Source organism: Paenibacillus sp. FSL H3-0286, from assembly GCF_045040705.1.
GTDB classification, from domain to species: Bacteria; Bacillota; Bacilli; order Paenibacillales; family Paenibacillaceae; genus Paenibacillus_AQ; species Paenibacillus_AQ odorifer.
Window position 1 is genome coordinate 2,800,080 of the sequence record NZ_CP150285.1, and the last position, 26,412, is coordinate 2,826,491.

The window sequence follows — 26,412 nt, forward strand, 5'->3', positions numbered from 1 at the left end:
ATAGGCTAGAAAAAGAATAATCTTGAGATTACAACAATAAACATATACAAAATAGAATTCATATGGTAATATTGGGGTACTTATAGAGAGTACATACTAAACTAAAAAAGAGGAGGAATTAATATGAACACATCGCCAAATAATCTAATTGGTTTTCATCAAGGAACTGTTTATGAGGACATTCAAGCATTCTTATCTGAATGTGGTGAGAGCAGCAAATCTACGGCCATTGCCTATGAGAGAGGGTTAACATTATTCTTTGATTGGGTAACCCAAGGTAAGAAAAATATAGCGCAGCTATCACCGGATGACTTAAAGATCAAAAACTCTACAGTAATTAGATACAAAAATCATCTCATTGAGAACGGAAGACATGGAAACAATGAGAGATATGCGAATAATACAATTAATAAATATCTATCGGCAATATTTTCACTATATGTCTTTCTAGAAAAAAACAATTATGATGTGAAATCTTCTCATGTGAAAGTTAAGATGCTTTTACTAAATAAGAAAAAGAATAAACACGGAGAAATGAACGATTTTGAGGCTAAGAAAGCAAGGGAGTATGTTCGCAGCCAGAGAAAGGGAATTGAGAAAGCTGCTTTACTAAGAATGGCATATACTACAAGTTTTCGGAAGAGTGAATTGCTAAACTTAGAATGGTCTGATATAAAAAGACATACAAGTCAAGATGTTTATGTGGCAACAGTCATAGGTAAGGGGGGAGTTGAGAATGAAATTGCTATTTCAGATGATATGTACGATGAACTGCTGATAATAAAAGATCAAAAATATTATCAAAGATACACTGACAATAAAGTGTTTCACTTAAGTCCCACGACAATTCAAAATATGATGAATGATTTGAATGAGAATTTGCAATTTCATGATAAAAAGGGAGTTGTCTTCCATAGCTTCCGTAATGTAATGGGGGGATGGCTAGAAGATAATGGTGCACCACTAGAGGAAATAAAAGAGCATCTTAATCATGCAGCTAATTCAAAGACTTATGATGAGCACTACAGACACAGTAAGAAGGATTTTACCAATAGTCCAAGCGTTAGGTTTGAAGAAGAAATTGAAGATGATATCTTTGAGTGCCTAGGAGAAGAAGATTTACGTGAATTAATAATGGGGCAACGTGGAGCTGTAATGTCACAATTAAAGCTCTCAGCAAAGAAAATAATTGCTCAGAAGGAGACTGAAGGATAATTGGAATCTAATGAATTAAGCTGCTTACCAGAGGTAGATGAGAGGAATAAGATTTATTTTCTATGTAAGAAGTCTAGCAGTAAAGCTACCCCTATACGGATAATTAATTATACACGAAAAAAAACTAACTTAAGAGATTTCTTAAAACAACCTGATTAATGACTACAAAACCAAAATCTCAGTTTGTGAAAATCCCTAATGGGTTAATCCGTGACCCTAATTTGTCTTCTCTGGAGTATGCACTATTAGTTAAATTCAAACTATTGCAATTCATTTATCGCTCCGATAAGTTTTTGATAAATAGAAAGGAACACATTAAAGAGCCGTTTGGAGTCGCTGATAACAGAACAATAAAAAAATCTTTAGAAAGTTTGTTAAAACTTGAATACATATGCAACGAAGTAATTATAGATAGTCATTCTATTGGGGAGGTTCATTTGAATCGTAAACTTCTCACTATGAATAAAAATTACGCTTGTATCTATGGCTCATTGTTGAGGCATATTCCGACTATTGATTGTACTGGAGTTCGACTTGTAAGTTATTATGAAAGTTACATAAATAGATCTAGTGCGATAAATCAATTCTGCTATGCTAGTATAGAGACGATTACAAAGGAAACAGGTTTGGCGAAAAATACAATCATCAAATACAATAAGATATTGTGCGACAAAGGATTTATTAGTGTAGATAAACACAAGCTCGGAACAGATTATAAATATGATGGTAAAGATAAGATTGTTTTCAGTAAATACAATAATCACTACACGGTGAATTGGGATAAAATAATAGAGTCCTAATTCACCGTTAATACTCGATTTAAAACCTAAGTCCAAAAATTACTAGGCAGAGGTTCAAAAATTACCATGCACTGGTTCAAAAATTACCAACCAAAAGTTCAAAACGTGTCTGCATGATTTGAACCGTATAAAGAGAAAGATTAAACCTATATACTATTAGACTATTATATACTAGTAGACTCAGTATTTAGAGTGGTGGTCGCACAGCTCCCAGCCTCTTTAGAAATGGTCTCTATACTGCGTTTGAAATTTAAATTTTTTATATATACTTTTGATTACTTTTTTATTATTAGGTTATGAATCTTAACTAAGACTTGGACATCGATTTAATACTCTAAATCCTTATAGCATTGATTATAAATTGATATTCACCTGATGAATGGGAGCAGTTGGAGGGTAGTTTTAATGTATGTAAAATTCATTATTAATTTATGTATGAACTGGGGAGTAAAATGGATGTCACTTTTAAGGATGAAGATTCGATAAGTAAAGTCTAAGAAGAGTTGATGAGTTAATATCAATAAATATATAGACGATAAAGTACAAAACGTGCATTTATGTTTGAAATCATATATTTAAGATAAGGAAATCGATTATGAACTGTCTAGGTATGTATTAGTTCCAGATCTATGTTTGAAGTTTGAAATAGTATTAATTGAATAAGTAATTAGCCTTTAGAATTGAAAGTAGAGGAGAAGATGAATTATACATGTTGAAGTTTAATGAAGCACAGCAGAAAGCGATCGACCACTTTAAGAGTCCTTGCGCTGTAATTGCAGGTGCAGGATCTGGAAAGTCTACTGTATTAATTAATAGAATTGAAAATCTGATTGAAACTTATAGCGTACAAGAAAAGGATATACTAGCAATAAGCTTCACCAAGAACACTGCTGAGGAACTAAAGAAGAAGCTGAAGAAGATGGGATACATAGACATTAACATTGGGACATTTCATGCTGTATGTGCTGGCTTGTTAGCAAAGGAAAACACATTTCTTGTCCATGAGAATATGATAAAGGAATGGCAAATTGAAAAGTTGTTTGTTGGGAATGGTAATGAGAAAATCGATATTAAAGATATCATGAGTTTTATAAGTTACCAAAAGAATTATCTTAAGTCATACAAGGATGTATTCATGGTTAAGGAGAGTAGCTATAGCGAGATTGAATTAAGACGATACTTCAAGATATACGAAGAGTATAAACTGATTAATGGGTTACACGACTTTGATGATTACATGATAATGTGCCTAGAGATGTTAAGAAAGAATCCTAATAAATATACATATGATTTTGTGTTAGTTGATGAGCATCAAGATTCAAATTTAGTACAGAATCTTTTACTGAAGGAAATATGCAAGTCGGAGAATATATTTTGTGTTTTTGATTACCGTCAGGCGATTTATACATTTCGTGGAGGAAATCCGGAGTATTGTATGAATTTTACTAGTGATTGGGAAAATGCGACTATCATCAACTTGGATATAAACTACAGGTCTGCACGAAGCATAGTTAACAAAGCAAATGGATTTATAAAAAGATATTACGGAGAATATGAACACTATTCGGATGCTATTGGGTATAATACTAATGAAGGAATCATTAATGTCTACTCAAATTCAGACAGAGAAGCCGAAGGGGTAAGGATAGCCAATCAAATAGCAGATTTAATTAATAAAAATAAAAAACCAAATGAAATATCAGTGCTATACAGAATGAATGCTCATTCCAGTTATGTTGAAAATGAATTGAAAAAGAGAGATATCGAATATGATATCATTTCTGATGGTAGTTTCTTTAAACGAAAAGAGATTGCTGGAATATTGGCATATATGAAATTGATTATTAATCCACATGATGACGGAGCATTCTTAGAGATGTTTAAACTAAGAAACCAACCATTAACATATTTTTCTGAGAAGTTATTGAATGAGATAAAAAAATACTCTGGGACTAATAACTTATCTATGTATGAGAGCTTGATTAGTATGAAATATGCAGATAATAGACAGACGAAAAGTGCCGAATTATTTGATGGATACATAAATAGATTGAGACTACAAAAAGATAAGCATATCAGTACAACTCATTTGGTCGAGAATATTATTAGAGTGTTTCAAATTGAAGAATACATAATCAATAACTATAAGAATAGAGAAGACAGAGAAGAAAGACTAGATTCTTTGAATGTTTTAAAGTCATTCGTTAAGGCAGATAGTCCTGAGAAGTTTATTAGTTATGTAAGTAACACGAAAAGGAAAAATAAAGGAAACTGCGTGAAGTTGATGAGCATACATGCTAGTAAAGGATTAGAATTCGATAATGTATTTATTATTGGAATAGAAGATAAGAAATTTCCACATGAAAGAAGTGAATTAATTGATGAGGCTAGATTGTTCTATGTTGGAGTAACTAGAGCAAGGGGAAACTTGATTCTAAGCCAGATAGTTAGCGAAGGTGGAGAATGGAATAGATTTGTTAAAGAGTATATTGGTAAGACAAATTTAAGGTACGTAAATAATATTTAAAAGTTCTATTTCAAAACGAAGTAGTGTCCTGTAAAAAGGATACTACTTTTTTAATTATTCAACGTCAAATCCATTTATCACAAAATCGCAATCGGAAGTAAAACTATGCTTATCGAAAATGCCGATAATCCTCTGAGTTATTTGTTGAATAAGAGTCAAAATATGTAGGAGAATAAAGGTTATTTGTAAGTTAACAAAGGATATATAAGCTGCTTAAAGAAGCAAATCGAACTAGCTAAATCGAGAAAGTGCAGATTAATAAAGGGATTTATGATGGTTTTGAGTGTGAAAATGATAAAAAAGAGGTGATGACGTAAAAAAGTGTTGAGGAAAAAGATAGATAAACAAAGGGAAAAATATGTGATTCCCGATTGAGATTTCGATTGAGATTTTTAGAGGAATGACGTAAATAAGGTATCAATAATGAGAGGAGAAAAATTTGATGAAGGATAAAATAAGTGAGCGGTGTAAGTTGAACAGATAACGGATTATTTTCCAAATTTGACACTCTTTAGGATGTAAAATACCCCCCATAGTCCTTTCTATATGGTATAGAATGTATCTTCTATGCCATATAGAGTTGTTAGGACACTGAAGAGGATCATAAATTGAATAGGTGATATATGGATGGAATTAACATTTTTAAAATTGTATTTCTATACTTTTAATTTTGAAAATCAGTGTGTCCATACCAAGTATACATGTGTCCGTGTTGAATCGACACTATAACGATTAACCTGAAATCGCTGAGTTACTTATCAATTGATAACTATATTCCCTCTCATCTAACTCTATTCATCTCATTCTTATCTCACATAAGATGTCCTCGCCTCACATACAACTGTACTCATGCTATGTACTATCATATCCATCAATTTACTTATCATATGACAACTATCTCCATCTTATCATCTCATATTCTACTCTAAACAATTCACATTTTATTCACATTCCATACACATTTTATAAGTAAATATATACAAACAATAAAATAAATATACTTTTTCTGTCTTATATATGGTATAATATTCTTGTAGGGGAGGGGGTGAAAACATTGAATCTAATAGAAAAACACCTTCCATTGCTTTCAATACTAATCAGCTCATCTTTTGCTCTTGCTAACATCACTTTAGCTATCATGAGAGAACGAAGGGAGAGAAGAAAGGAACGCAATGAACGCTTGCAGATAGAATACATAAAAAAAGAAAATGGTGTCTATCCTCCACGAAAGGACAAACACCACAAGCGTTAAGCAATTTAACTAAGGGAGTCGAAAGACTCCTTTAGTCCCTTACACATTTTATAACACAATTACTCTTTACTTGCAACTATCCAACAATAAAAGGAGGTTCTTATTATGTTTTCACGTATTGTTTATATCTTGTTAATCATCTCAGCCCTAAGCGTTGGCTTCACAATGAACGCTACTCCATTAAACATAACTTTTATTGTGTTATCACTAATCATTTGTATAGTTGGTCTCTATTTATCCTATAAACGTAGTCATAAACACAATAATACTAAGCACAGCGAGTAATCATCACACATAATCCAATATCAAAGCATACCCAATTATGTTATGATCTCTCTTCATCTATTACATTACTATATAACTATGTGGTGCGGTGTGTACCCCAAATCAAAGTTAATATCTATCAATTGAGTATGCTCAAAGAATACGTCTCTTACAATATCTACATCTTAGGATGTATTTAAAAAACATGATGGATACAATCAGCACAGAGGAATAGTAAATAGGGGAGAGTCACATAGTTAGTGTGATTCTTTTTAATATATTAATAAACATAATAAAAATATAAAATAACTCTGTACATCCGATATCGTGTATGATATAATTATATTTGTAAGGGAGGAGGTGATTCCCTTGGAGACATGGCAAAAGTTTTCAGTCATCATTGCAACTCTTTCATTCATACGCTTAATCATCAAAGACATACTCGACTATTCAAAAGCTAAGAAGAAAGAACGCAAAAAGAAAACGTCTAAGACTTCTCACAAAAGTCGTAGACGCAAGCGCTAGGCTCCAATAGCCAGATGATATAGAATGGAACGGACGCTAACACCGTTCCTCTTTTCCCTTACATTGTAAACAAATCATTGCTTATAGTCAACACTAGACAAGTCAATTATAATCAAATTAAGACTAATCTAACCATAAGAGGAGTTGATGACCATATGTCTAAATCAAAACGTGAAGGTTCTTTACGGTTATCATTATTTATCATCTTTACAGCTTTAGCTATAGCCGTACAGTCTAATAAATGGGCTACTATTATTATATCATTCGTTGCCTTATATTCTCTTGTAACAGGTGTATATAGACTTACACGCAAAGACTGAGGAGGTTCGCCAATGTTAGAAAAAAATAAATTAAATGAACAACTCAACACAATCATGTCACAGATTATGACTACAGAAGAAGCCGCAACGGTTTGGGGTCTCTCACAGGATCATGTTAAGCGGTTATGTTTATCCGGTCAACTTGTAGCGTCTAAAAGAGGAAAAACTTGGTTAATACTCAAAGAACAAGATAATCCAAAGCAAAGATAAAGAATAGATGAAATGCCTATTCTTTATTAATTCCATGTAGGTTTAATGATAAACATATGAACAACTAAGAATATGTATGTTATAATAAGGTATAAGTTGAATACAGGTTCACACAGGAGATGTTAACAATGATCACAGAAACAACTGGACGTGACGAGGTTGCTGCAATGAACGCTAAATACGAAGAAGTACTTGTCTGGGAAGCTGAGTTCGCTGCTGAAATTCAAGCATCCAAAAAGACCTATAGAGAAAAGAGTGAAGGATCTCGCTACATCGTTACTGTAGTAGGATACAAGAACTTGAGAAAAGTATACAGAATCTGGGATAGACAAGAAAAGAAACATATCGGTGAAACGTACACTGCAAAGAGAAAAGCTCAGAATGCAATTGATTCGATGATGACTGAATATTAATAAAAATATTATGAGGTGAATAAATAATGCCAATAATTAAAAATAACCAATATGCTGATATCCTTGTTCATGGAGAACATATAGGAGAAAAGAAAGATAAGTTTTTAAAACAAAAATACTACAGATATTACGATGGACATTTATGCATAAAGCTGTTTGGTGTCTTTTATATATTAAAAAGATATGAGCATGGACTGGGTGCTTTTTATGAAACAACGGGTGAAATTATTGAAGATACATATAGTTATCAAATTGAAAATAAAAAGCTCCCACTGGTATGGAAAAGAGGAGCAACAGAGGTGAGACAGAAGGACGAAAATGTTTTAACTATTGATTGCGGTTTTGGGTGGATAGTTGAAGCTAGTAAAAATCATGATGGAAAATCAAATAATGAAAAGGTTTTATATTCTGAAAAAGTTATTATAAGTAATTTCACTAGAGATAAAATCTATAAGTTGTTATGGTCTTAAACAAAGTATCTCAATAAGTATTTTAAAGATAAATATATGTATAATAAATATTATTCGTGTTATAATAAGGTATAAGTTAAATACGGAATTCGCAAAGGAGATAATCGAAATGATCGGAAAACAAATAATCAACATTCTAAACAAAGATAAAAAAGCAAAAGAAATTCTCTCTTCATTCAATGAAGCTTGCGAGAATCAAAAGTTAACTCAATTAGAAATGGATAAATCTCGTGAAACACTTATGATGATGTTAATTACAAGAAATCCTGAAGCAATGGAAGTTATGGCAAGAGATACATATCTGAGCTTTCAATAAATCAATGTTCCAGCCAACAAGCCTGATATACAGGATGAGGTGAAAGGAGTCTTTCAAATGACAACTCTAACTCTATCCACTGAACTACGCTCACCAGAAACAATCCTTATAAACTCTAAACTCCAGATTATTAAACTCTCCAATCAAAAATTTCGTTTAACTAAAAATAGTTACATTATGCCTTCAGGTTATGCCTTGTATCATCCTACATTCGGATTCTTTGGTTTCAAAAGTGACAAGAAACCATATTCACCAGTAGGAGGAAAGAAAGCCTTACAATCCATTTTAAACGATGGTGGACTATTAGACTTTGATAACTCGGTTTGGTGGCTTCCTATGGAAGTTTAATTATACAATTATAAAGTTGAATCAGGAGCCTATAAAGGGTTCCTTTTTAATAATAAACATATGTACAAAGATATTTATATATGCTATAATGATTTATAAGTTAAATACATATAAATATATGGAGGTTTTAAAAATGGCTAGAACATACAACTATTACGATTTTAGAGACGCAAAGGTTAATATCGCTCACACGCTTATGGCTAAAGGGTGGGAAGTGTTTGGATATTCTGCTGATAAATCTGATAGTATGACGGATTACTATTGCCCAGCTCACTGGAGCGGTATTGCCTCTAAAAATGGTTATGTACTTCTAGTCGATGTTTCTTCTTTACATGATAGTGGACGTAAATTAATTAATAGAACTTTTAATAGCACAACTAAAGATATTCAAAATAAAATTACAAAACTTCAAAATATGACAATCGATAAGGGAGCAAGCCAACAAGAAGAAGAATCTGCAAAAGCAGCAATTGAAAAATTACTTGAAAAACAAAATGAAGGTTGGATTGAGGAAGTAGTTGGAACTTATCCAGAATTTAAAAATGTTAATCCCTCAACTGCGAAATGGCACATCGAAAAAGATGGTGTACTCGTTGATAAAGGAACTGGAATAGGTAAATTCTCTGAACTTCCTTACATGTGGGACGGTGCTAATAATACATGGATCAAAGGTAGCGGAACTTTGGGAAACGGGAATAAGAAAGAAGTAAGCGAAGAAAAACAAAGAGTAATCAACGCTTTTAACAAATTTATTTCCAGAATAGAAAAGAACGTTAGTACAATTACTGTTACTGATGGTACAGAAGTTGGGTCTGCTGATGTTGAAACAATGCAATTAATAACTGAACAAGTAACAAAAACAGTAACAAGACCTGTTAAAGTTGAAAAAAATTCAATTGAAGAAGGCGACTATTTGAGGCTTGCTCATCGTGGCGGCTTCTGGTTAGTAACAAAAATTTATGAAGTTAATGGAAAAAATCGTATCTCTTACGAAAATGTTGGTAGTGAAAAAAGAGGGTATCAACAATTAAAAAACGCTAAACGATTTTATGATTTGGAAGAAAGAATGCTAAAAGCTGTTTTAGAAGGGAAAACAATCATCCACCAAATGACAACTTTTGACGAAGTAACAGAGGTTGAAAAATGGGTTAAGGTTGGTAAGGCACCTAGAGCTAAGAAAGAAGTCGTTTCCGTTGAGGTTGAAGAAGTTGTAACGGCTAATGAAGAAAAGGCAGTCACAGAAGCCGTAGAAGCTTCAAACGTTGTAACAATGGTAATCAACAAAGAGAAAAACGGAATCGAACTATCATTTGATAAGAAACCTTCAGCAACTATTATTGAATCGTTAAAAGAAAATGGGTTTCGCTGGTCTTCATTCTCTAGTAAATGGTGGGCAAAGCAGACGCCGGAACGCCTTGCATTTGCTCAGTCATTTATAGTACCTTCTCAAAGTATTAATGATAAATATAAAACAAATAAAGAAAATGTGTATGAAGCAGTCACGGAAGGACGGACAAACAGTCAGAACGATAATGTAATCTGTTATGAGTTTAATCAAGCTGAAGGAGTAACAGAAGAACAAAAGGAGGAAGGTGATACAATGGAAAATACAAACACAGTTAATGAAAATGAAAACACTGTTTCTGATTCATTTGATGATATCTTTAATAAATTTGATAATATCAATATCACGGCAGATCAAAAAGTATCTGGTGAGGATCTGGAATTCTGCAAAGAACAAGAATACATCTATAAAGAATTAATTTCTAATTATAATAAATTTTATGAAAGTCTTCAGATCATAGGTGAAAAAGACAAAGAACACGGGAAAAAGTACGGAGACCAATCTGGAACATACTTTCATACTCAAAATACAGCTTATTATTACTCAATGAGTAAATATGATTTTCAGGATGCGATTAACAAAATTAAAAACGCCTTTGTTGTCTGTGTGTGCGGTTATTTTGAAGGGAAATATAACATTACAATTGATAGAGAAATGATTATCAGTAAATATAAAGAAATCGTAACTTGTGAAAATATAGTTGATGAGATCCACGAACAAATGGGCGGGTATAATTTCACAGAAAAGGCCGAGCAAGAAATAAAAGCAAAGGCAGTCAATATTTTTAAATATAACGATGAAAGAATATCTATTCGCAACAATAAATTAATCTTAAATGGTTACTTTGTTCGGCATGATTCAATTTGGAAAGAATATCGACTTACCAATAACAAAGAATTCATTTTTAGTGCTTTGTCTCATTTTGATAGCGGTTCTGTGAAAATTAATAAAGAATTGTCAGAAAATTATTGTGGTTATGATAATGAGAAAAAAACATCAAACTTTGAAAAGTATGAAACACAATCATTTAACAAAGTTAAATCAATTAAATTCTTGAAGAATGGCAAAATGGAAATAGAGTTTTTAAATAATCAAGTTGCAACAAAATTTGCAAATGAATATTGTGGATATAATCAAAAGTCAGCATAAGGAAAGATAATACATATTAGGAATCAGTTATAAAATGTGGCTGATTTCTTTTTATTGGAGGATAAACAAATGTATCAAATTTCAAATAATGTAGTTCCACAAAACAAACGCAAAGAAATAAACGAAAAAATACAATTTATGATACAAAATGATAGTTGCTCAAAGTATGGTATTACTAAACAAAATATTTACGAGATGTATAGTGGTTCGGGTGGTTTGCATGGGTTAGATTTTAATGATTATGATTCATTCCATTCATTTACGGAAGCCAAAAAAGTAATTGAGCTTGGCGAGTTCTTTACGTCGCACCAACTATCTAAATTTCTAGTTGATTGCTTAAAAATTGATCAATTTCAACTAGTCGCAGATCTAACGGCAGGAAGCGGAAACTTCATAAATTGGTTACCTAATCATCAAAATGTCTATGCTAACGAATTGAATGTAAACAACTATAAAGTTATGAAATATCTATATCCAGAAATTAACGCAATCCAAGGAGATATTCGAGAATATAACTCAAGTGTAAAGTTTGATTATGTTCTAGGAAATCCACCTTTCAACTTAAAACTATATATCAATAGAACAGAATATTTAAGCCAGTTATATTACTGTATCAAAGCTCACGAACTCCTCAAACCATGCGGAATACTTGCATTAATTGTTCCAGTTTCATTTTTATCTGATGATTTCTCGGATGGTGGAATGATAAGCCAAATGAATGATATGTATAATTTTATCTATCAAGTAGAATTGCCTTCGGATTCCTTTAAGTCTACGGGAGTCGATAAATTTAGAACTAAAATTATGTTCTTCTCTAAAAAGAGTGAACATGTAACATACAACAAACCCTATAACACTAACCTTTCAATGTTACCCCAAATATCAAAAATAAATAGCGAATCAATTTATATAAAATACATAGCGCCAGTAATCGAACAAAAGGAAAAAATTAAGCACAAATTACTCTTTGAACAATTGCAGAATAATAAAAAAGACAATAACGGTAATTTAGAGTTTGAATCGAAAGTTAAAAAGTTGCTATTCGACATTAAGCGAACAAAGAGTATTAATAAAAATTTTACAAGGTGTATTGAACATGTTAATAAATATCATAATCAAGTTAGGCCAGAGGGCATGAAGTTTGAGGAATGGGAGAAGGTAAAATTAACGCCTAATAAAGTATTATCATATCTGAAGCGGGTATTAAAAAATCAACATAGAAAAGAACAAGACTTTATTAAATTAGTCAAGTTTAACAGTGGTTTAAAACTAAAAGGATATTCTCAGAAGAATAAAATTTACTTATCAAAGTTTACAGGTTTAAAAGAAATTAGTTTCAACGAAATGATTCTAAAAGATGAATATCTATTTGATGATGCGACTTTTAGAAAACTATTGAATAAGAAAATTCGAGCATATAAACAACAAAGTATTCCATTTAAAGATATGCAACAGGATAGAAATATTTCTGAGTGGTTGGAGAATTATCAACTAAACGATAGTGTGAATCACCGTGTAATTAAGTTGAATAACATTCAGAGGGAAGACATGGGGAAGATGCTACAGAAGCGCTACGGTCTGTTACAGTGGGATTGCGGAGGTGGTAAATCATTAGCAGCTATTGCTTATGCTCAATATCATTTACAACACAAACATATAAAAAATATGTTTATTGTAGCACCTGCAATTGCAATAACTGGAACTTTCGAGTCAGCCCTAACAAGTTACGGAATTCCGTTTGTTAAGATAGATTCTCTAAAAAGTATAACAAGTATTAAACCTTCTGACATCGTGTTAGTAACGTTCAATATGCTAACTAAGTATCAAAGACACATCAAGCAATTCATTCGCTTGAATGGGCGTAAAATTGGTCTGGTGTTAGATGAGAGTGACAGCATCGCATCCATGAAGAGCAAAAGAACAAAGGCGACTTTAAATGTATTCAAGAATGCAAATTATAAACTTCTGACCACTGGCACAAGTGTAAGAAATTCAATAGGTGAAGCTTTCCCACAATTTCAATTACTGTTTAACTCATCAGTAAATTTCATTAATCACTGTGAAGAAATTTATGTTCAGGATAAAAAAACTAAAGAGTTAAAAACAGAACGAAATGAACATTATTTAAAGCCATATCCTCAATATCATAAAGGGCAAAAACTATTTCAGGAAAGCCACATACCGGAAAAGATAACTGTATTCGGAGTATCTCAGGCAACACAACATATCTACAATTCCGATATATTAAAAAATCTTATTGATTCCACTATTATCACTAGGACATTCGAAGAAATTACAGGCAGATCCATTGCAAATAGATTTCAAGATACATGTTCATTTAATAATCATGAGAATGTGTTATATAAAAAAATCGTTGACGAATTTTATGAAATGGCTAGAAATATACGCAAAACAGGAAACAGTCGAAAAGACAGAATGCTTGAAATCATTCAACAACTTAATATGCTTATCAGAAGTTGCAGCGCTGCACATCTATTTAAGGAATACAATGGCAAAGGCTATTCATCTAAATTCAAAAAGGTATTTTCAATGATTGAGGAATGGGATAATGAGCCAATAGTAATCGGCTGCCGATTTAAAAAGACGGTGTACAGCTATGCAAGATATATTAGAGAGATTTTCCCGAATCGTAAATTGTTTGTTGTCACAGGTGAAGATATGAGCCTCAAGCAGCGAAAAGAAATGATTTCTGATATGAAGAAAGAGCCTAATCCTATTATGGTCTGTACTCAACAATCTTTATCAAGTAGTATCAGCATTAATTACATAAACAAAATCATCGTTACAGAATTAGCTTGGAATGGAGCAAGCTTACATCAGTTTACAGCAAGATTTATCCGGTTTGATTCTGAGGATGATAATAAAGAAATCCACTTTATTACCTATGAAAATAGTATCGAAAGTAATTTATTGAAACTAATATTAAGCAAAGAAAAACTCAATTTATTTATGAAGGATGACGAAATCGACGATGACGAGTTACTGGAACGCTTTGGAGTCGATTTTGATATCTTTAGTATGTTAATGACCAAGGAGAAGGATCAAGACGGCTATACTAGGTTGAATTGGGGGCAGCAGAGTATTGTTTAATGAAATTCATAACAATAATATGCAGATAAAAAATGAGAATTAATTTTCATAAAAGAGTAGTTTCATGTTAATATTTTAAATAATAAATATACACAAACTTATTGAATTATATAAAAATTTATGATAAGATGTATTTATAAGAGATACATATTACGGGAGGCGAATTAGAATGACAATTAGCGGAATACTTGATAAGAAAATGGGCGTAGAAGCGGCAACGGGATTTCTTAGAAAAGCTAATGTCCTAATGGCAAAATGGGATGCGAGTGAAGGTAGAATTCAAAAGAATAACTACGCACATCAATTGAAGGAAACATTCAATAAAGCTGGATTAACGGAAAGCGAACAAAAACAATATGTTACTGAAATGAATGTCATCATGAATGAAAATTTAAACCTTTGGGAAATGACAAGATAACAGAGGGGAGAAATCCCCTCTTATTTTTATTTGAGGAGGTAATACTATTTGTCAGCAAAGCTTATAGGAAGTAAAGTCAAAATCACCGATAGGCAATCACAATACTATAATCATTGGGGTTATATCGTGTCATATGATGATTCTTATCATATCTCAGGGGGATCCATATCTTCCAGTGCTGGAGAAGTTGCACCAATCTTTGATCGTAACCAATTTAGATTAATCTGAAGCAAGAAATAATGATTTTTAATTCATGATGAAACACTTATTTCGTAAGCTCATCCATGAGTATTTAAACATAGATAAAAGTATAAACCCGTAATATCAATGAATAATATTCAATAACATGTATAATTATTGTATATAATAATGATTTAATCCCATGAGACTAGAAATAGTCTCTTTTTTATTAGCAAACATATTGACAATAAATTAAACTCGTGTTATGATTATATCAAGTTAAAAAACAGCCTTACTAAAAGGAGATGTAGTAGATGAATCAAACGTACTTAGCAGTAATGAAAAGTAAATGGGATCGCAAACAAGCATTAAAAGATAGATTAGTATTTGGAGCATTGTTACTTAAATAACAAATACTTTATTAATAAACATAAATATAAAAAAAGGCGAGATAATGAAGGCAGCTCAAGTAACGCGTGAAAAGTTAACTCCAATTGAAACGTTGATTAAAAGAGCTTCCATAGCCGTATCTCTTGCGACTGGCGGGGATATCAGATGTAAAGAGAACACAGGTTTAGAGCTCCGCAGAATATTCTTAGAACTCGCTGAAGATGGAGCATGGGAAGCATATAAAGGAAATGGGAAATTTGAAGATGGCAACTCAGAAATGCATGTGTCTGAAATGTCAGACCGTTGGATTGCAAGAAAGTTAATTCAGGATTATGAATAACTCAAAAAAAAACGTTCACGAAAGGTGTTGTGAAAAATGTATCTCAAGAATCAATATGGCCAATTCTATCAATACTCCAAGGGTTTTGGAAAGTGGGTTGAAGATTTAGAAGAGGCAACACTATTCACACCAGAAGAAGCAAGGGGAACACATTATCATAAATTTAATTCAAATCAAAATATAGAAGTAATTTAAATAGACAAGGAGATGAATACATATGAAAATAATCAAACTTATTAAACGTAACGGAGAAGTAATCCTTAAAACTACTGGTGATAATTATAAACTAATTGAACTTTGCACATGTGTAAGACATGACTTAGTTAGTTACCAAGGGGATACGGTGGAGATATTAGTGAGTGCATAGTTATAATTATATTATTAATAAACATATACAAACATATTATTGTGTGATATAATGAATTTATTAAATGAAGCGGGGTAATACATATGAAAATTGAAAAAACAGTTAAATCTATTGTCTCGAAACTTAAAGAATACAATATTCACCACGAAGTATCTGGAGACCAGTTTACATTTGTTCTTGCACCTACAGCCACAATTCACACTAATAATTGCACTATTGAGATCTACAAGGATCAGGTTACGGTAAATGAGATTCCTGTAATAGATATAGAGGATATGATTAGCGAAGTTTTAGCAGTAGAAGCTTAATCAAATACTAGGAGATGAATGAAAAATGAAGAAAATCATTGAATACACCAACGTTACATATCACTATGATTCAAGAGAAGAAAGAGATATGCACGTTAAACTAATGGAAGCTGAAGGTTGGGAGTGTAGCGGACAAATTAGAGAAACACAATCGCTGAACTCATCGGTGTCTGTGTGGTGTGGTAAATTTACAAGGTATCAAGCTTGACCAAATGATAATTTCATGGGGAAAAAATAATATTATTGGAGGAAAAAAATGAGAATAGGTATACTTTATGCATTAGTATTGGTCTTTGAAGATGGTGGACAGAACATGAGAAGGTTTGCGGATGAAGAAAGTGCTGTTTCTGAATCCAATGATCTGATAAGCGCAATAAAGAAAAGCAAAAGAAAAGGTCTTAAAGTTTATTTGTCTGAACTAGAATATGATAAAGACAAAAATGACCGTTTAGTAGAAGCTAATCTAATTGACGAATATTCTGAATTATTATTTCAAAGTTGATGGGTATCTTTTTTGATAAAAACCGGATTTGATCAAGAAATAGGAGGGGAAAGGATGAATTTGAAAAGGAAAGTCGGAGACTCAGTAAGAATAAATCCATACGCTCAAGTAACAGGAGTGGTCATTGAACGATATGATATCAAAGAAGAGCATATTCGATTCGACTATAAAGTAAAACTTAACATTCCTTATGTAGAAAAAGATACAATTTATACGGCCAACTTTGATGAGAATAATAAATATTGGTGGAATTATTTTAATGATGATGAACTTGATTTTTTAGAGCGTAACTATGTTTTAGTTTCTAGATGAAACAGTTAGTTTATCAAATAGGAGGTAATTAAATATGACACAAATTAAAATCAGTGAATATATTGATACTCTTCAAAAGATCAAAGAAGAACATGGCGATTTAGGTATGTTTGAATATAATGACTATGCAACCATTAGCAAAGTTAGTTATCTTCCGAAACCTCAAAAGATATATTCTCAAAAATGGGTAGATGCAGATTACATGAAAAACGAGTTATCAAACGCGCGCATAGATATTGAGGATAAGGACTTATATAATGTGAATCTAAAGAAACCAATTATAATCGGCGTTGTAATTTAGTTTATAAAAGTTGAATTTTATGAATTTGCTTAAATAAAAATATACATAATCAAGTGGGTCGAGTAGAATAAGAGAAAAAAGGGGGTTTCTGATGGATAAAACAATTGACGAACTAGATCTTAGTGTTCGGGCTTATAATGTGTTAAAAGCTAATGGTCTCAAATATGAATCTGAAATTCGAAAGATTTCACTTGCTGATATTTCTAAGCTTCGTAATATTCGTAAAATTATTATATATGAACTTGAAGAACTGTTAGGTTTTAAATACAAATGAAAGTCTGATTTTATCTTGTGAAAGATATTGTGAATTAGAATAAAAAGAGAATAAATATCATTCTACCAAGATTTTCACGATAGAATGATATTAGTTTTTGAATTAAGAAGTTTTCACCCAATCAGTAAAAGATCTAAAATTAACGCGTGTTCTTACTCGTATGCCATTAGCTAAAGCCGAAGCTGAATTTGAGTCCATGTATGGACCAAGGCATGAACTTAGCTGAGATTGATAATCCAGACCTGCCTCTACTAGTATTCTAGATAAGTTATTTTTTAGAAAAGTATTGTTAAGTTGAGATATAGACCCAATGTTATTTAAAACATAATTTCTGATAGTTCCTGTGTTGTTAGTTATACATGACATTATGTTGGAATTGCTGTTAACAAGATTTGTATAAAGTGCTGGGATTGTTAAATTAGCGGTAATACTAATTGTGCCTGTTGAAGTCCAATTACACCTTACAGTTCGAAAACCTGTAAGCCTACAGGTTCTTCGACCCGGAAAGCCTCTCAAACATGAATATACCCGATAACGTTCACAAATAGTGGTTTTATTAATTCTTGCTCTTCTTGAAAAGTACAGGTTTTCTGAAATTCGAAGCTGTCCTAATGTTACATCTGGGCGTATGATTCCATCAGTGTCTATTTCAATTGCAGTCCCTCCTCCTGATATAGGAAGAGGCGTTTCTTCAAAAGTTGCTGTTGTACGTTTACCATCTATTGTTTTTACTTTCTTTGTGCTAACTGGTTTATTGAGATCTTTTTTTATATCTTTATCCGAAATAGGGATCGGTTGTTCAACGATGATCCTTTTTGGATCACAAACTTTACCTTTTTTATCTTTAGTTTTTTTTGAGCAGGTACAGGTAGATTTTGAGGTTGTTTTTTTACTAATCAGTTTCTTAGTGAGAGTTGGTTTTTTCTTTATTGTCATAATACTCAATCCTCCTATTATTTGATAACACAATATATGTTTTCAAAACGAGGAAGTTGATAGAGACATACCTAATTTTCAGCATGCAGACTTTTCTTATCAAAGATTAATTTCATCATGTTAATAAATTCATAGATTTAAATCGGTTAGATTTATATAGTGGAAATTAAGAGGTGATTTATGAATCTATTGAAAAAAACCTATTATATAGGTGCACTTATTTCTAAAAACTTCGTTCGAATTTCAGCAGTGTTTTTTAGCTTGTTAATTACCGAGTCTTTACTTATTCTTAGTGTTTTTATAACGCATGATTCTAGAATTCCTTATATATCTTATTGTCTTTTAAAAGTTACTATGTGTTTGTTTTTTGTGTTTTTTTTAATCTCATGTTTACGTGCAGCTTTGGCAAACAAATTTTCTGGGATCAGTTATACCAAGGGTGGAACTCTTTTCTCATGGTATAATGATACTTATGTTTATAATCAAAAGATTAATTGGCTTCAAATCGTTTTATATAACATTTCAGAAATAAATATTGATTTCTCTAAAAAGATGCTAGCCAGTCCTTCAGGGAATAAAGGCTGGTATGAACATGAGATATCGAAAAAATTTCCTGAATCTCATATTGTTGTAACAGATATTAAGATCCCAGAAGATCATATTGAGAGTTCTGTTAATTTGCAATATCTTCCTCAAGAAAATGATGCATTAAATATTCGTGAATATCTTGAAGAAATAAATATTTCTACAGTAGATTACATATGGGACATTAAGGGTGCGCTATGGCATAATTACAAAGGAAAAAAATTAGACATTATGTTAAAGGCGTTTTCCTCAGTTTTAAAATCTAGTGGTGGTATTATTATTGATGCATATGAAGTCAATAACTTTAAAATTTACTTCAATACTTTAAAGAAGCCCAAAAACAGAAAAAGTTATTTAGAGGATTCAACCTTTCAAAAAATAGAAAGACCATTAAAAAAGAATACTTTTTATAAAGATAATTTTACCCTCATCATTGTAGGAGATGGAGATACAAGGATGGCAGTGTTAAAGAAGAAATGATATCAATGGGAGTGCACTAAAATAGTGTGCTTCTTTTTCTTTTATAGAGAGGAGATTAAATTGAAATATTTTTAATAATAAATATATACAAAACAAATATTAAGTGATATAATTAATTATAGAAACGAACGATACATATAGGAGTGAATGAAACAGTGTTTGAAGTCAATATCATTGAAAAGATTTGTGGCAAATTAGCAGTCAATCGTTATGAATTCGAAAATGAAGGAGAAATGAATCGTTTCATTGAAATGTGTAGGGAAGATACAGGAGTCATTATGATTCATAAGAATAAAGGTAAGGCAGCCTAAATAGTGGGTAAAACTATATTTTTATAAGGAGACGATAAAAATGGATTTAATCTTTAGAGAAAAGGTATTGATATATAATTTGCTTAGTGTTCGGTATCACGAATTGAAAAACAAACCAGAATCAAGAGCAGGAAATTGAAGATCTATACATTAAATTCGGTGCTGAATTAGAGAGAGAATACGGAAAAGACTGGTGGATAAATTAAGATGAAATGATCCTTTAAAAGGTGGGTTTGAATATGAAACCTGAAAAATTGATTGGTAAAAAAGTAACTATCACCAATAAAGAATCTCAATACATAGGGCATTGGGGATTCATCAAGGAATGGGATGGAAATCAATATCATATAAACGGTGGATCAATCTCAAGTGAGTTTGGTGAAGTAACGCCAGTGTTTGATAGAGATGAGTTTAAAACTGTCGGAAGAGGGAGATAGAATGAAGACTGGAGACACAGTGTATCTTAAGGCATTGGCAATGAAGGAAGACGCCACAAAGAGGTACATGTTGTAGAGTACAAAATAGGGAAGATCGGTAGGAAATATTTTGAGGTGTATAAGGAAGGCTATGAATCTTATACAATTAAATTCAGAATTGAGAGTAATAGACAACATACAGATTATTCACCTGATTTTAAACTCTATTTCTCAATGCAGGAAGTACTAGACAAAGAAGAGTCTGAAAGATTAAGTAGGAAGTTAGGAGAGAAATTTGGCTCTTATGGAAAAGTTGATTTAACTCTTGATCAGTTGAGAAGGATTAGTCAGATTGTTAATGAACAGACGAAATGAATATTTTATAAGGAGAGAATTTCATATGGTAGATAAAGATGTAAAGTTTAATACTGAAGAAGGTCCGATAATTGGGACAGTAATAAGTGAAGATGAATACGGAATACTAAAAATTAGAGTTATTGGAGAAGGTGTGTGGGAGACATCTAAATATCGAGTTACGGAAGTAAAATAGAGAATAAAAAGATTATTTCACGAGGAGTTTAGACAGGTAATTTAATAAAATAAAAGAACCCATCTAGTAACAGGTTCTCTAAAATAACCATTAAATTTCATACACCTTCTTAGATTTTGAAGACACTTCATTCATAGGATGATATCCTACACGTTGATTAATGTGTTTGGCGAAAGAAATAGCATCGCGATTATGTGCAGCCAATAAGGTAATATCAGAAACAACGTTTTCTACTGAACGATAAAAGACTTTTAAGAAGACTTTATTTTTATAAGTTGATTGTAATCCTTTAATTGCTCCAACTAAACAACCTAAAATTCCAAGAATAATTGCAGGAATTTCTCCATTATCAAATATCAAACCAAATAAAAGTCCACCTAAGAACATTGAAACTACACCATAACCTAGAGCAGAAGCTACTGGACTTCCTTTTAAAACAACACGTCTATGTAATATTTCGAAACCAATGATTCTTTCAAAGGGTATGTGTTGCTTAGAACTAAACTTAATTCCCTGACTATTTAGACTCAGAACTATTTGTGTATTAATTTCAGTTTGAGGCAGTCCTTCTATGTGTTTTAACCAAATCCTATGTGTCATAGCATCCTCCAGTATTTACAAGTTAAATAATATTTATTATACCATTAAGAGGATATGCTTAGTTAGAACGAATTTTGTGAGAGCATTAAAAGTAAGTAAAAGGATTCTTTTATAAGGAGTCAAAAAAGCAAAGGGGAATGATACATATGTCATTAAGTTTGAGTAAAGCAATTGAAATGTTTGTTCGCCATAAGAAGATAGAAAGACGTAGCCCTAAAACAATAAAAACATATTATGATGATTTGATAAGATTCCAGAATTATTTAAATGAAAATAATATTGAAACTTCGGATATTAAGAATCTTGATAAAAATATTGTTCTTCATTATTTTGAATATTTAACATTTAAAAAGAAAAAATGGACTGGTCATCCAACAAATATATCTAATGAATGTGGATTAAAAGCAAAAACAATAAATAATGTTAGAAGGAACTTGGGGGTTTTTTTTAACTATCTTCTAGCAGAGGAATGTATAGAAAAATTTCCTTTAGTAAACATAAAACCACAACCAGAAGATATAGAAGAATTTGAAGTTTTTACAACAGATCAATTAATGGCTCTATTGTCAGAGCCAAACAAACATACATTCTCTGGTTTCCGTGACTACACGATTATGCTAATTATGAGTGATAATGGGATTAGGACAAACGAATTGTTTAATGTTAGAGTTAAAGATGTTGATTTACAAAACAAACATATAATAGTTCAAAGCGGCATCGCAAAAGGTAATAAGAAAAGATATCTTCCAATCAGCGATATCGCAGCAAATTGCATTAAAGAGTTAATACATTATTGTAGATTGAATGAAGAAGATTATTTAATTCTAAATCAATTCGGAGGGAAATACAGTTCTAATACCTTTGCAAAAAACGTGAAAAAGTATGGAGAACTTTCAGGAATTAAAAATGTTAGAGTTAGTCCACATACAATAAGACATACTTTTGCAACTCAATATCTACTAAATGGTGGGGATACAATCTCATTACAATTAATTTTGGGTCATAATAGTCAAGATATGACAGCGAGATATGTACATTACAATAAGATGATATTAGCAAGTATATTGAATAGAAACTCGCTGCTAAATGGAATCGACTTAATAAAAGTGGGAAAATCAAAAATTAAGAAAATAGACAATTTTTCAGAACGCAGTAGAATGGCAATTTTGAACAGAATTGTTTGAGGGGATCACATGGGGAGCAAAATGCTAACTTATGAATACGTAAAAAAATATGTTGAATTAGATAGTAAAAGTTCGTGTGAATTATTGTCGAAAGAATACAAAGGGCGACATCACAAATTGCTAATAAAATGTAAATGTTCCGATGAGTTCAATGCGTCATATGCATCTTTTAGATTTAAAAAAAAGCAACAATGCTTAAAATGCGGGGATCTTATAAGAAGAAGTAAAATAAGAAAGAGCTTTGGCGAAATAGAGAAGTTAGTTGAACAGCAAAATTGTGTTTTACTTTCTGACTCTAAGGATTTTAATGCTGGGGAAAAATTAGAAATAATGTTTGAATGTAACCATATTGGATTTATCACTTTAAGTAACTTTAAAAAAGGTGCGAGGTGCAATCACTGTAAATCCGAGAAATTAAGAATTATAAAAAGAGACAGGCCAGAAGATGTATATGCGAATGTTAAATTAGCCGGATTTAAATTTATTAAGTGGGTAGATGATTATTGCAATGGAGACTCTAAATTTATATTAAAATGTGTAAAAGAGCATAATTTTGAATCTACTAATGATAAGTTACGCATGCATATAGGTTGTCCTACTTGCAGTTCTTCTAAAGGAGAAAGAATTATTGAGCAACTTTTGAATAAATACAATCTAAAATATGTAAGACAAAAACGATTTACTGACTGTAAAAGAAAAAACACTCTACCCTTTGATTTTGCCATTTTTGACAAATCTAATGAAATCAAATTTTTAATAGAGTTTGATGGAAAGCAGCATGATATACCAATTAAATATTTTGGAGGTGAAATGGGCTTCGAAAAAACAAAGGAAGCAGATAGAATTAAAAATGAATATTGCATTAAAAATAATTATAGGTTGATAAGGATTAAAAGTATGGAAATAAATAAAGCAGAGTCAATTCTTCAGAAAGAATTGGAGCGAAAAAGTTGAATGAAAGAAGTATTTGATATTGAGTAGAGGAGACCAAAATTGAATTACGATAACGAAGTAGGAGTTTGTTCAATGTACGTTGATTTAAAAGGAGAAACAGTAAAGAGAAACAGAGAACAGTATCCGTATAGTTATGATCCCTATGTTGTTTGGAAGAAGGATTACTCAGATGATGGTGTTTGCGTTTATTCGGATAGGCTTCTTCGGTGGGATTATGATAAATATAATAAATGTTGTACAGAAGTATGGGGGGATAGAGGACAATATTTTAATAATAGAAAACCAGAAGAAATTGAAAAGTTTCTTAGCCAATATTTAACCAATAGAATAAAACTGACAGCAATTATGGAAGGTTGTAATGTATCAAATGGATTTCCATATTGGATATTTTTTTATGAGTTGATCAAATAAGTCTTTGATTTAGAAATGGAGTGAAGAATTTGTTTAAATGGATGAAACGAAGTATGGCTGCTGGCTTCTATCATCAGTTAAGATTAAACAATATAATGAAAGAGAAGATTGATTTACTGGAGAGGCAAGTAAGATTACAAAAAGATTATATTGGCGAGTTAGAAATAGCGACAAGTAGAGGTGATCAAATAAATGGGAGAAGCTAAAAGAAGAAGGATTGTCGGAAGCACTGAACCAGATCCTAACTGGCGAAGAAAACTTTCAAGCGAAGAGATCCGCGAAGCTGTTGTTTCGGGAATGACAAGGGGAATTAAAGATGTACAATATATGTGGGGTCAGATGAATAAGAGAGTATGAAAGAGCAATTTGATGAGCTAATTTTAATAATAAAAATAAAATTATAAAGGATGATACATATGAAAGAATGGAATTTTATTGTTAACGATGAAGTAGTGGACACTATTGATCAACAAGGACGCACCAAAGAAGCTTTTTACTGGATCATCTTGGACAAGGTGTATGAATTGACGCAACAGTATAGAGCTTCTGTGGGCGTTTATAGCCGTTCTGGTGCGGAGTATAGTTATGTATAAGAATGGACGCTGTAAGGCTGGAAAGCTCGTTGTAACTAATGTAGAAGGCGATGAGATTGAATTATTAGATGCGGCGAATGCATATAACTTTATTAGAATATCGAACCAACGTAAATGAATTATATGCCTCCTAAGAAAGATACCATAATAGCGTAAGATTGAATGTTTCGATTAAAAACTAATCGAAAACAGTTGAAATCTAATCGGTAATATGGTAATATGTTTTCAAGGAGGTAAATAAATGAATATTGGGAAAAAAATTAAAGAAGTCCTTGAAAGTCAGGGCAGAGCAGCAGCATGGTTGGCAGATAAAATAGATATTAATGAAATTACCTTACGAGGTAAACTCAACCGGAACAGTATATCGGCTGATGATTTATTAAAGATATCGATAATTTTAGATATAAATTTAGAAGAACTTAAGTTGGAATATAAAGACTTATGGAGAAATGGACACGGCTAAGATGATCAAAGGGTTGTTTCAATTAAATAATACCTAGGAGGACAAGAATATAAATTCTACATACAAGAACCTATTATATGTGTTGATTTTTATGATTGTACTATTAGTGTTTGTCTCAGCAAAAAAATATAAAAGTAACTTTGTTTATATTTTAAAACACTATCTACTATTTTTTATGGAAATTATTATTAGTTCTATTCTGATTAATTTATTGATTGGTGGATTTAAAGACAATACAGCTTTGAGTTTCTTTAAAGACTTTGTATTTTCTTATTCTATTTATCAATTAGTGTTGCTGACAATATTTAAACTGAAAGACTCAACTACCACGGATACACTTTCAGCCATGAAAAAATATATAGATACTCACTTGTTACATATAGAGTTCGAAAGACCAATGTCACCCGAAATATCTCTAAATGCAAACAAAGCGTATCAAGGCTGTCGGAACAAAAAGCATAGATTGAGATGGATTAATTTACTCAAACTTGAGAGGATGTACTATAGAGGTTTATTGAGAGGAGATGATTTTAAATTCACTCTTAAGAAAGCAGCGATAGAAATAGAACATGAAAGTAAAATAAACAATTTCTTTTGGATGAATTCAATCTTGCTAAGGGTAACGAAATAACTATTTTATGAGGAAGTGTTCTTTCAGATGAGCTTTGTGTCAGTTGTTGTTGGTAGTGAGTTCATAACTATTGTTGCAGACAGAAGAGCAATTGAAGTATTGCCAAACGGTGAATACGGAAGAATCATCGATGAAGAGGCTGAGAAAATTGCTGTGCCTACAGAAAAGGTGTTTTATTCAATTGTTGGAATTGTACATTTGGCACTAGACTTTATCGAACAGTCAAAAATGGTCGAAACGTTGATTAACGAAAACCAGAGGCTAGTATCAAAAGAGAAAGTAAAAGCTTGGTATGAATCTTATAAATCCAATTTAAAGGGCCTTAAATTTGGAATCGTATTTGGTGGGGAATCAGAAGATGGTTTTTTGAGAGTGTTTAGTCTAGATAGTTTAAAGAGCGAATTTAAAGAAACATCTTCGCCCATAGGAATGATAAACACTATTGTGTTTCCCAGTTCAAAACTTGACCAAAGCATCCCTTTAAAGCTATTTAGTGAATTGTATGGTGTTAGCGATGGATCTGTAGAGTCTACATTAGAAATTCAAGAAAAATTGAATGATCTTATTGCTGATATTGACGTTTCAGTAAACAAGGAAAAGACATTTCACGTTATCAGAAAATCAAAGTAAAATGACTGTTT

36 protein-coding genes are annotated in these 26,412 nt (G+C 31.7%); 34 read left to right on the forward strand and 2 right to left on the reverse strand.

The window, feature by feature from the left end:
* Positions 1 to 123 precede the first annotated feature (123 nt).
* From MHB37_RS12100 to MHB37_RS12195, 20 genes are all read left to right on the forward strand, one after another.
* Positions 124 to 1,215: a tyrosine-type recombinase/integrase gene (locus MHB37_RS12100; RefSeq protein WP_405169317.1), complete on the forward strand. Its 1,092-nt coding sequence runs from the start codon at positions 124 to 126 to the stop codon at positions 1,213 to 1,215.
* 158 nt (positions 1,216 to 1,373) lie between these two features.
* Positions 1,374 to 2,015: a helix-turn-helix domain-containing protein gene (locus tag MHB37_RS12105; protein WP_405169318.1), complete on the forward strand. Its 642-nt coding sequence runs from the start codon at positions 1,374 to 1,376 to the stop codon at positions 2,013 to 2,015.
* 709 nt (positions 2,016 to 2,724) lie between these two features.
* Positions 2,725 to 4,542: an ATP-dependent helicase gene (locus MHB37_RS12110; protein WP_405169319.1), complete on the forward strand. Its 1,818-nt coding sequence runs from the start codon at positions 2,725 to 2,727 to the stop codon at positions 4,540 to 4,542.
* A 1,054-nt stretch (positions 4,543 to 5,596) separates the two neighbouring features.
* Positions 5,597 to 5,794 (forward strand): hypothetical protein, encoded by a 198-nt coding sequence (locus MHB37_RS12115; RefSeq protein WP_405169320.1) that lies wholly within the window; start codon positions 5,597 to 5,599, stop codon positions 5,792 to 5,794.
* 1,121 nt (positions 5,795 to 6,915) lie between these two features.
* Entirely contained in the window at positions 6,916 to 7,113 is a 198-nt protein-coding gene (locus MHB37_RS12120) for a helix-turn-helix domain-containing protein (protein WP_405169321.1), read from the forward strand.
* A 128-nt stretch (positions 7,114 to 7,241) separates the two neighbouring features.
* A complete protein-coding gene (locus tag MHB37_RS12125; RefSeq protein WP_405169322.1) occupies positions 7,242 to 7,526 on the forward strand; it encodes a hypothetical protein in 285 nt (94 codons plus the stop codon).
* A gap of 26 nt (positions 7,527 to 7,552) precedes the next feature.
* On the forward strand, positions 7,553 to 7,996 hold the full coding sequence (locus MHB37_RS12130) for a hypothetical protein (protein WP_405169323.1): 444 nt from the start codon (positions 7,553 to 7,555) through the stop codon (positions 7,994 to 7,996).
* Positions 7,997 to 8,105: 109 nt separating this feature from the next.
* Positions 8,106 to 8,312, forward strand: coding sequence for a hypothetical protein (locus MHB37_RS12135; protein WP_405169324.1), 207 nt, complete (start codon positions 8,106 to 8,108; stop codon positions 8,310 to 8,312).
* Positions 8,313 to 8,369: 57 nt separating this feature from the next.
* On the forward strand, positions 8,370 to 8,660 hold the full coding sequence (locus MHB37_RS12140; protein ID WP_405169325.1) for a 3-isopropylmalate dehydratase: 291 nt from the start codon (positions 8,370 to 8,372) through the stop codon (positions 8,658 to 8,660).
* Positions 8,661 to 8,793: 133 nt separating this feature from the next.
* A complete protein-coding gene (locus MHB37_RS12145) occupies positions 8,794 to 11,154 on the forward strand; it encodes a hypothetical protein (RefSeq protein ID WP_405169326.1) in 2,361 nt (786 codons plus the stop codon).
* 69 nt (positions 11,155 to 11,223) lie between these two features.
* A complete protein-coding gene (locus MHB37_RS12150) occupies positions 11,224 to 14,265 on the forward strand; it encodes a helicase-related protein (RefSeq protein ID WP_405169327.1) in 3,042 nt (1,013 codons plus the stop codon).
* A 169-nt stretch (positions 14,266 to 14,434) separates the two neighbouring features.
* Positions 14,435 to 14,683, forward strand: a complete 249-nt coding sequence (locus MHB37_RS12155; protein WP_405169328.1) for a hypothetical protein — start codon at positions 14,435 to 14,437, stop codon at positions 14,681 to 14,683.
* Between the two features lie 634 nt (positions 14,684 to 15,317).
* Complete coding sequence (locus MHB37_RS12160) at positions 15,318 to 15,593, forward strand: hypothetical protein (protein WP_405169329.1); 276 nt, start codon at positions 15,318 to 15,320, stop codon at positions 15,591 to 15,593.
* A gap of 36 nt (positions 15,594 to 15,629) precedes the next feature.
* Positions 15,630 to 15,788: a hypothetical protein gene (locus MHB37_RS12165; protein ID WP_405169330.1), complete on the forward strand. Its 159-nt coding sequence runs from the start codon at positions 15,630 to 15,632 to the stop codon at positions 15,786 to 15,788.
* A gap of 255 nt (positions 15,789 to 16,043) precedes the next feature.
* Complete coding sequence (locus MHB37_RS12170; protein ID WP_405169331.1) at positions 16,044 to 16,268, forward strand: hypothetical protein; 225 nt, start codon at positions 16,044 to 16,046, stop codon at positions 16,266 to 16,268.
* 25 nt (positions 16,269 to 16,293) lie between these two features.
* Positions 16,294 to 16,476, forward strand: coding sequence for a hypothetical protein (locus tag MHB37_RS12175; protein WP_405169332.1), 183 nt, complete (start codon positions 16,294 to 16,296; stop codon positions 16,474 to 16,476).
* 48 nt (positions 16,477 to 16,524) lie between these two features.
* Positions 16,525 to 16,770 (forward strand): hypothetical protein, encoded by a 246-nt coding sequence (locus MHB37_RS12180; RefSeq protein WP_405169333.1) that lies wholly within the window; start codon positions 16,525 to 16,527, stop codon positions 16,768 to 16,770.
* Positions 16,771 to 16,824: 54 nt separating this feature from the next.
* Positions 16,825 to 17,082 carry a hypothetical protein gene (locus MHB37_RS12185; RefSeq protein ID WP_405169334.1) on the forward strand — a complete coding sequence of 86 codons (258 nt, stop codon included), beginning with the start codon at positions 16,825 to 16,827 and terminating at the stop codon, positions 17,080 to 17,082.
* 34 nt (positions 17,083 to 17,116) lie between these two features.
* Positions 17,117 to 17,383, forward strand: a complete 267-nt coding sequence (locus MHB37_RS12190) for a hypothetical protein (protein WP_405169335.1) — start codon at positions 17,117 to 17,119, stop codon at positions 17,381 to 17,383.
* 91 nt (positions 17,384 to 17,474) lie between these two features.
* Complete coding sequence (locus MHB37_RS12195) at positions 17,475 to 17,657, forward strand: DNA-directed RNA polymerase subunit alpha C-terminal domain-containing protein (RefSeq protein ID WP_405169336.1); 183 nt, start codon at positions 17,475 to 17,477, stop codon at positions 17,655 to 17,657.
* Between the two features lie 102 nt (positions 17,658 to 17,759).
* Here the strand turns inward: MHB37_RS12195 and MHB37_RS12200 are convergent, their stop codons facing one another.
* A complete protein-coding gene (locus tag MHB37_RS12200) occupies positions 17,760 to 18,593 on the reverse strand; it encodes a hypothetical protein (RefSeq protein ID WP_405169337.1) in 834 nt (277 codons plus the stop codon).
* A 180-nt stretch (positions 18,594 to 18,773) separates the two neighbouring features.
* On the opposite strand from MHB37_RS12200, the gene MHB37_RS12205 reads away from it, so the two are divergent.
* The 5 genes from MHB37_RS12205 (at position 18,774) to MHB37_RS12225 (ending at position 20,935) form a co-directional block, all read left to right on the forward strand.
* Complete coding sequence (locus tag MHB37_RS12205; protein WP_405169338.1) at positions 18,774 to 19,658, forward strand: hypothetical protein; 885 nt, start codon at positions 18,774 to 18,776, stop codon at positions 19,656 to 19,658.
* A gap of 155 nt (positions 19,659 to 19,813) precedes the next feature.
* The gene (locus MHB37_RS12210) at positions 19,814 to 19,969 is read left to right on the forward strand and encodes a hypothetical protein (RefSeq protein ID WP_405169339.1); all 156 of its coding nucleotides are present in this window, start codon (positions 19,814 to 19,816) and stop codon (positions 19,967 to 19,969) included.
* A 239-nt stretch (positions 19,970 to 20,208) separates the two neighbouring features.
* Positions 20,209 to 20,406, forward strand: a complete 198-nt coding sequence (locus MHB37_RS12215) for a hypothetical protein (protein ID WP_405169340.1) — start codon at positions 20,209 to 20,211, stop codon at positions 20,404 to 20,406.
* Between the two features lie 114 nt (positions 20,407 to 20,520).
* A complete protein-coding gene (locus MHB37_RS12220) occupies positions 20,521 to 20,760 on the forward strand; it encodes a hypothetical protein (RefSeq protein WP_405169341.1) in 240 nt (79 codons plus the stop codon).
* Positions 20,761 to 20,785: 25 nt separating this feature from the next.
* The gene (locus tag MHB37_RS12225) at positions 20,786 to 20,935 is read left to right on the forward strand and encodes a hypothetical protein (RefSeq protein ID WP_405169342.1); all 150 of its coding nucleotides are present in this window, start codon (positions 20,786 to 20,788) and stop codon (positions 20,933 to 20,935) included.
* Between the two features lie 90 nt (positions 20,936 to 21,025).
* On the opposite strand, the gene MHB37_RS12230 is transcribed toward MHB37_RS12225, so the two are convergent.
* Positions 21,026 to 21,535: a hypothetical protein gene (locus tag MHB37_RS12230; RefSeq protein ID WP_405169343.1), complete on the reverse strand. Its 510-nt coding sequence runs from the start codon at positions 21,533 to 21,535 to the stop codon at positions 21,026 to 21,028.
* Between the two features lie 146 nt (positions 21,536 to 21,681).
* Here MHB37_RS12230 and MHB37_RS12235 point away from each other — a divergent pair, with 146 nt between their 5' ends.
* The 9 genes from MHB37_RS12235 (at position 21,682) to MHB37_RS12275 (ending at position 26,401) form a co-directional block, all read left to right on the forward strand.
* Positions 21,682 to 22,719, forward strand: a complete 1,038-nt coding sequence (locus MHB37_RS12235; RefSeq protein ID WP_405169344.1) for a tyrosine-type recombinase/integrase — start codon at positions 21,682 to 21,684, stop codon at positions 22,717 to 22,719.
* A 9-nt stretch (positions 22,720 to 22,728) separates the two neighbouring features.
* Complete coding sequence (locus MHB37_RS12240; RefSeq protein WP_405169345.1) at positions 22,729 to 23,673, forward strand: hypothetical protein; 945 nt, start codon at positions 22,729 to 22,731, stop codon at positions 23,671 to 23,673.
* Between the two features lie 39 nt (positions 23,674 to 23,712).
* Positions 23,713 to 24,084, forward strand: coding sequence for a hypothetical protein (locus tag MHB37_RS12245; RefSeq protein ID WP_405169346.1), 372 nt, complete (start codon positions 23,713 to 23,715; stop codon positions 24,082 to 24,084).
* Positions 24,085 to 24,276: 192 nt separating this feature from the next.
* The gene (locus tag MHB37_RS12250; RefSeq protein WP_405169347.1) at positions 24,277 to 24,441 is read left to right on the forward strand and encodes a hypothetical protein; all 165 of its coding nucleotides are present in this window, start codon (positions 24,277 to 24,279) and stop codon (positions 24,439 to 24,441) included.
* 59 nt (positions 24,442 to 24,500) lie between these two features.
* On the forward strand, positions 24,501 to 24,677 hold the full coding sequence (locus MHB37_RS12255) for a hypothetical protein (protein WP_405169348.1): 177 nt from the start codon (positions 24,501 to 24,503) through the stop codon (positions 24,675 to 24,677).
* On the forward strand, positions 24,670 to 24,795 hold the full coding sequence (locus tag MHB37_RS12260; RefSeq protein WP_405169349.1) for a hypothetical protein: 126 nt from the start codon (positions 24,670 to 24,672) through the stop codon (positions 24,793 to 24,795). The genes MHB37_RS12255 and MHB37_RS12260 overlap by 8 nt, the downstream gene beginning before the upstream one ends.
* A 123-nt stretch (positions 24,796 to 24,918) precedes the next feature.
* Positions 24,919 to 25,140 carry a hypothetical protein gene (locus MHB37_RS12265; protein WP_405169350.1) on the forward strand — a complete coding sequence of 74 codons (222 nt, stop codon included), beginning with the start codon at positions 24,919 to 24,921 and terminating at the stop codon, positions 25,138 to 25,140.
* A 91-nt stretch (positions 25,141 to 25,231) separates the two neighbouring features.
* Positions 25,232 to 25,771: a hypothetical protein gene (locus tag MHB37_RS12270; protein ID WP_405169351.1), complete on the forward strand. Its 540-nt coding sequence runs from the start codon at positions 25,232 to 25,234 to the stop codon at positions 25,769 to 25,771.
* A gap of 27 nt (positions 25,772 to 25,798) precedes the next feature.
* Entirely contained in the window at positions 25,799 to 26,401 is a 603-nt protein-coding gene (locus MHB37_RS12275) for a hypothetical protein (protein WP_405169352.1), read from the forward strand.
* Positions 26,402 to 26,412: the final 11 nt, after the last annotated feature.

What these genes read in the sequence shown, in the direction of transcription:
- MHB37_RS12155 (WP_405169328.1), top strand. Translation starts at nt 14,435, where the DNA reads ATGACAATTAGCGGAATACTTGATAAGAAAATGGGCGTAGAAGCGGCA.
- MHB37_RS12260 (WP_405169349.1), top strand. Translation starts at nt 24,670, where the DNA reads ATGTATAAGAATGGACGCTGTAAGGCTGGAAAGCTCGTTGTAACTAAT.
- MHB37_RS12130 (WP_405169323.1), top strand. Translation starts at nt 7,553, where the DNA reads ATGCCAATAATTAAAAATAACCAATATGCTGATATCCTTGTTCATGGA.
- MHB37_RS12255 (WP_405169348.1), top strand. Translation starts at nt 24,501, where the DNA reads ATGAAAGAATGGAATTTTATTGTTAACGATGAAGTAGTGGACACTATT.
- MHB37_RS12150 (WP_405169327.1), top strand. Translation starts at nt 11,224, where the DNA reads ATGTATCAAATTTCAAATAATGTAGTTCCACAAAACAAACGCAAAGAA.
- MHB37_RS12190 (WP_405169335.1), top strand. Translation starts at nt 17,117, where the DNA reads ATGACACAAATTAAAATCAGTGAATATATTGATACTCTTCAAAAGATC.
- MHB37_RS12160 (WP_405169329.1), top strand. Translation starts at nt 15,318, where the DNA reads ATGAAGGCAGCTCAAGTAACGCGTGAAAAGTTAACTCCAATTGAAACG.
- MHB37_RS12135 (WP_405169324.1), top strand. Translation starts at nt 8,106, where the DNA reads ATGATCGGAAAACAAATAATCAACATTCTAAACAAAGATAAAAAAGCA.
- MHB37_RS12105 (WP_405169318.1), top strand. Translation starts at nt 1,374, where the DNA reads ATGACTACAAAACCAAAATCTCAGTTTGTGAAAATCCCTAATGGGTTA.
- MHB37_RS12225 (WP_405169342.1), top strand. Translation starts at nt 20,786, where the DNA reads ATGGTAGATAAAGATGTAAAGTTTAATACTGAAGAAGGTCCGATAATT.
- MHB37_RS12215 (WP_405169340.1), top strand. Translation starts at nt 20,209, where the DNA reads ATGAAACCTGAAAAATTGATTGGTAAAAAAGTAACTATCACCAATAAA.
- MHB37_RS12235 (WP_405169344.1), top strand. Translation starts at nt 21,682, where the DNA reads ATGTCATTAAGTTTGAGTAAAGCAATTGAAATGTTTGTTCGCCATAAG.
- MHB37_RS12195 (WP_405169336.1), top strand. Translation starts at nt 17,475, where the DNA reads ATGGATAAAACAATTGACGAACTAGATCTTAGTGTTCGGGCTTATAAT.
- MHB37_RS12200 (WP_405169337.1), bottom strand. Translation starts at nt 18,593, where the DNA reads ATGACAATAAAGAAAAAACCAACTCTCACTAAGAAACTGATTAGTAAA.
- MHB37_RS12180 (WP_405169333.1), top strand. Translation starts at nt 16,525, where the DNA reads ATGAGAATAGGTATACTTTATGCATTAGTATTGGTCTTTGAAGATGGT.
- MHB37_RS12100 (WP_405169317.1), top strand. Translation starts at nt 124, where the DNA reads ATGAACACATCGCCAAATAATCTAATTGGTTTTCATCAAGGAACTGTT.
- MHB37_RS12170 (WP_405169331.1), top strand. Translation starts at nt 16,044, where the DNA reads ATGAAAATTGAAAAAACAGTTAAATCTATTGTCTCGAAACTTAAAGAA.
- MHB37_RS12265 (WP_405169350.1), top strand. Translation starts at nt 24,919, where the DNA reads ATGAATATTGGGAAAAAAATTAAAGAAGTCCTTGAAAGTCAGGGCAGA.
- MHB37_RS12205 (WP_405169338.1), top strand. Translation starts at nt 18,774, where the DNA reads ATGAATCTATTGAAAAAAACCTATTATATAGGTGCACTTATTTCTAAA.
- MHB37_RS12165 (WP_405169330.1), top strand. Translation starts at nt 15,630, where the DNA reads ATGTATCTCAAGAATCAATATGGCCAATTCTATCAATACTCCAAGGGT.
- MHB37_RS12140 (WP_405169325.1), top strand. Translation starts at nt 8,370, where the DNA reads ATGACAACTCTAACTCTATCCACTGAACTACGCTCACCAGAAACAATC.
- MHB37_RS12275 (WP_405169352.1), top strand. Translation starts at nt 25,799, where the DNA reads ATGAGCTTTGTGTCAGTTGTTGTTGGTAGTGAGTTCATAACTATTGTT.
- MHB37_RS12110 (WP_405169319.1), top strand. Translation starts at nt 2,725, where the DNA reads ATGTTGAAGTTTAATGAAGCACAGCAGAAAGCGATCGACCACTTTAAG.
- MHB37_RS12185 (WP_405169334.1), top strand. Translation starts at nt 16,825, where the DNA reads ATGAATTTGAAAAGGAAAGTCGGAGACTCAGTAAGAATAAATCCATAC.
- MHB37_RS12240 (WP_405169345.1), top strand. Translation starts at nt 22,729, where the DNA reads ATGGGGAGCAAAATGCTAACTTATGAATACGTAAAAAAATATGTTGAA.
- MHB37_RS12125 (WP_405169322.1), top strand. Translation starts at nt 7,242, where the DNA reads ATGATCACAGAAACAACTGGACGTGACGAGGTTGCTGCAATGAACGCT.
- MHB37_RS12270 (WP_405169351.1), top strand. Translation starts at nt 25,232, where the DNA reads ATGATTGTACTATTAGTGTTTGTCTCAGCAAAAAAATATAAAAGTAAC.
- MHB37_RS12145 (WP_405169326.1), top strand. Translation starts at nt 8,794, where the DNA reads ATGGCTAGAACATACAACTATTACGATTTTAGAGACGCAAAGGTTAAT.
- MHB37_RS12250 (WP_405169347.1), top strand. Translation starts at nt 24,277, where the DNA reads ATGGGAGAAGCTAAAAGAAGAAGGATTGTCGGAAGCACTGAACCAGAT.
- MHB37_RS12175 (WP_405169332.1), top strand. Translation starts at nt 16,294, where the DNA reads ATGAAGAAAATCATTGAATACACCAACGTTACATATCACTATGATTCA.
- MHB37_RS12120 (WP_405169321.1), top strand. Translation starts at nt 6,916, where the DNA reads ATGTTAGAAAAAAATAAATTAAATGAACAACTCAACACAATCATGTCA.
- MHB37_RS12230 (WP_405169343.1), bottom strand. Translation starts at nt 21,535, where the DNA reads ATGACACATAGGATTTGGTTAAAACACATAGAAGGACTGCCTCAAACT.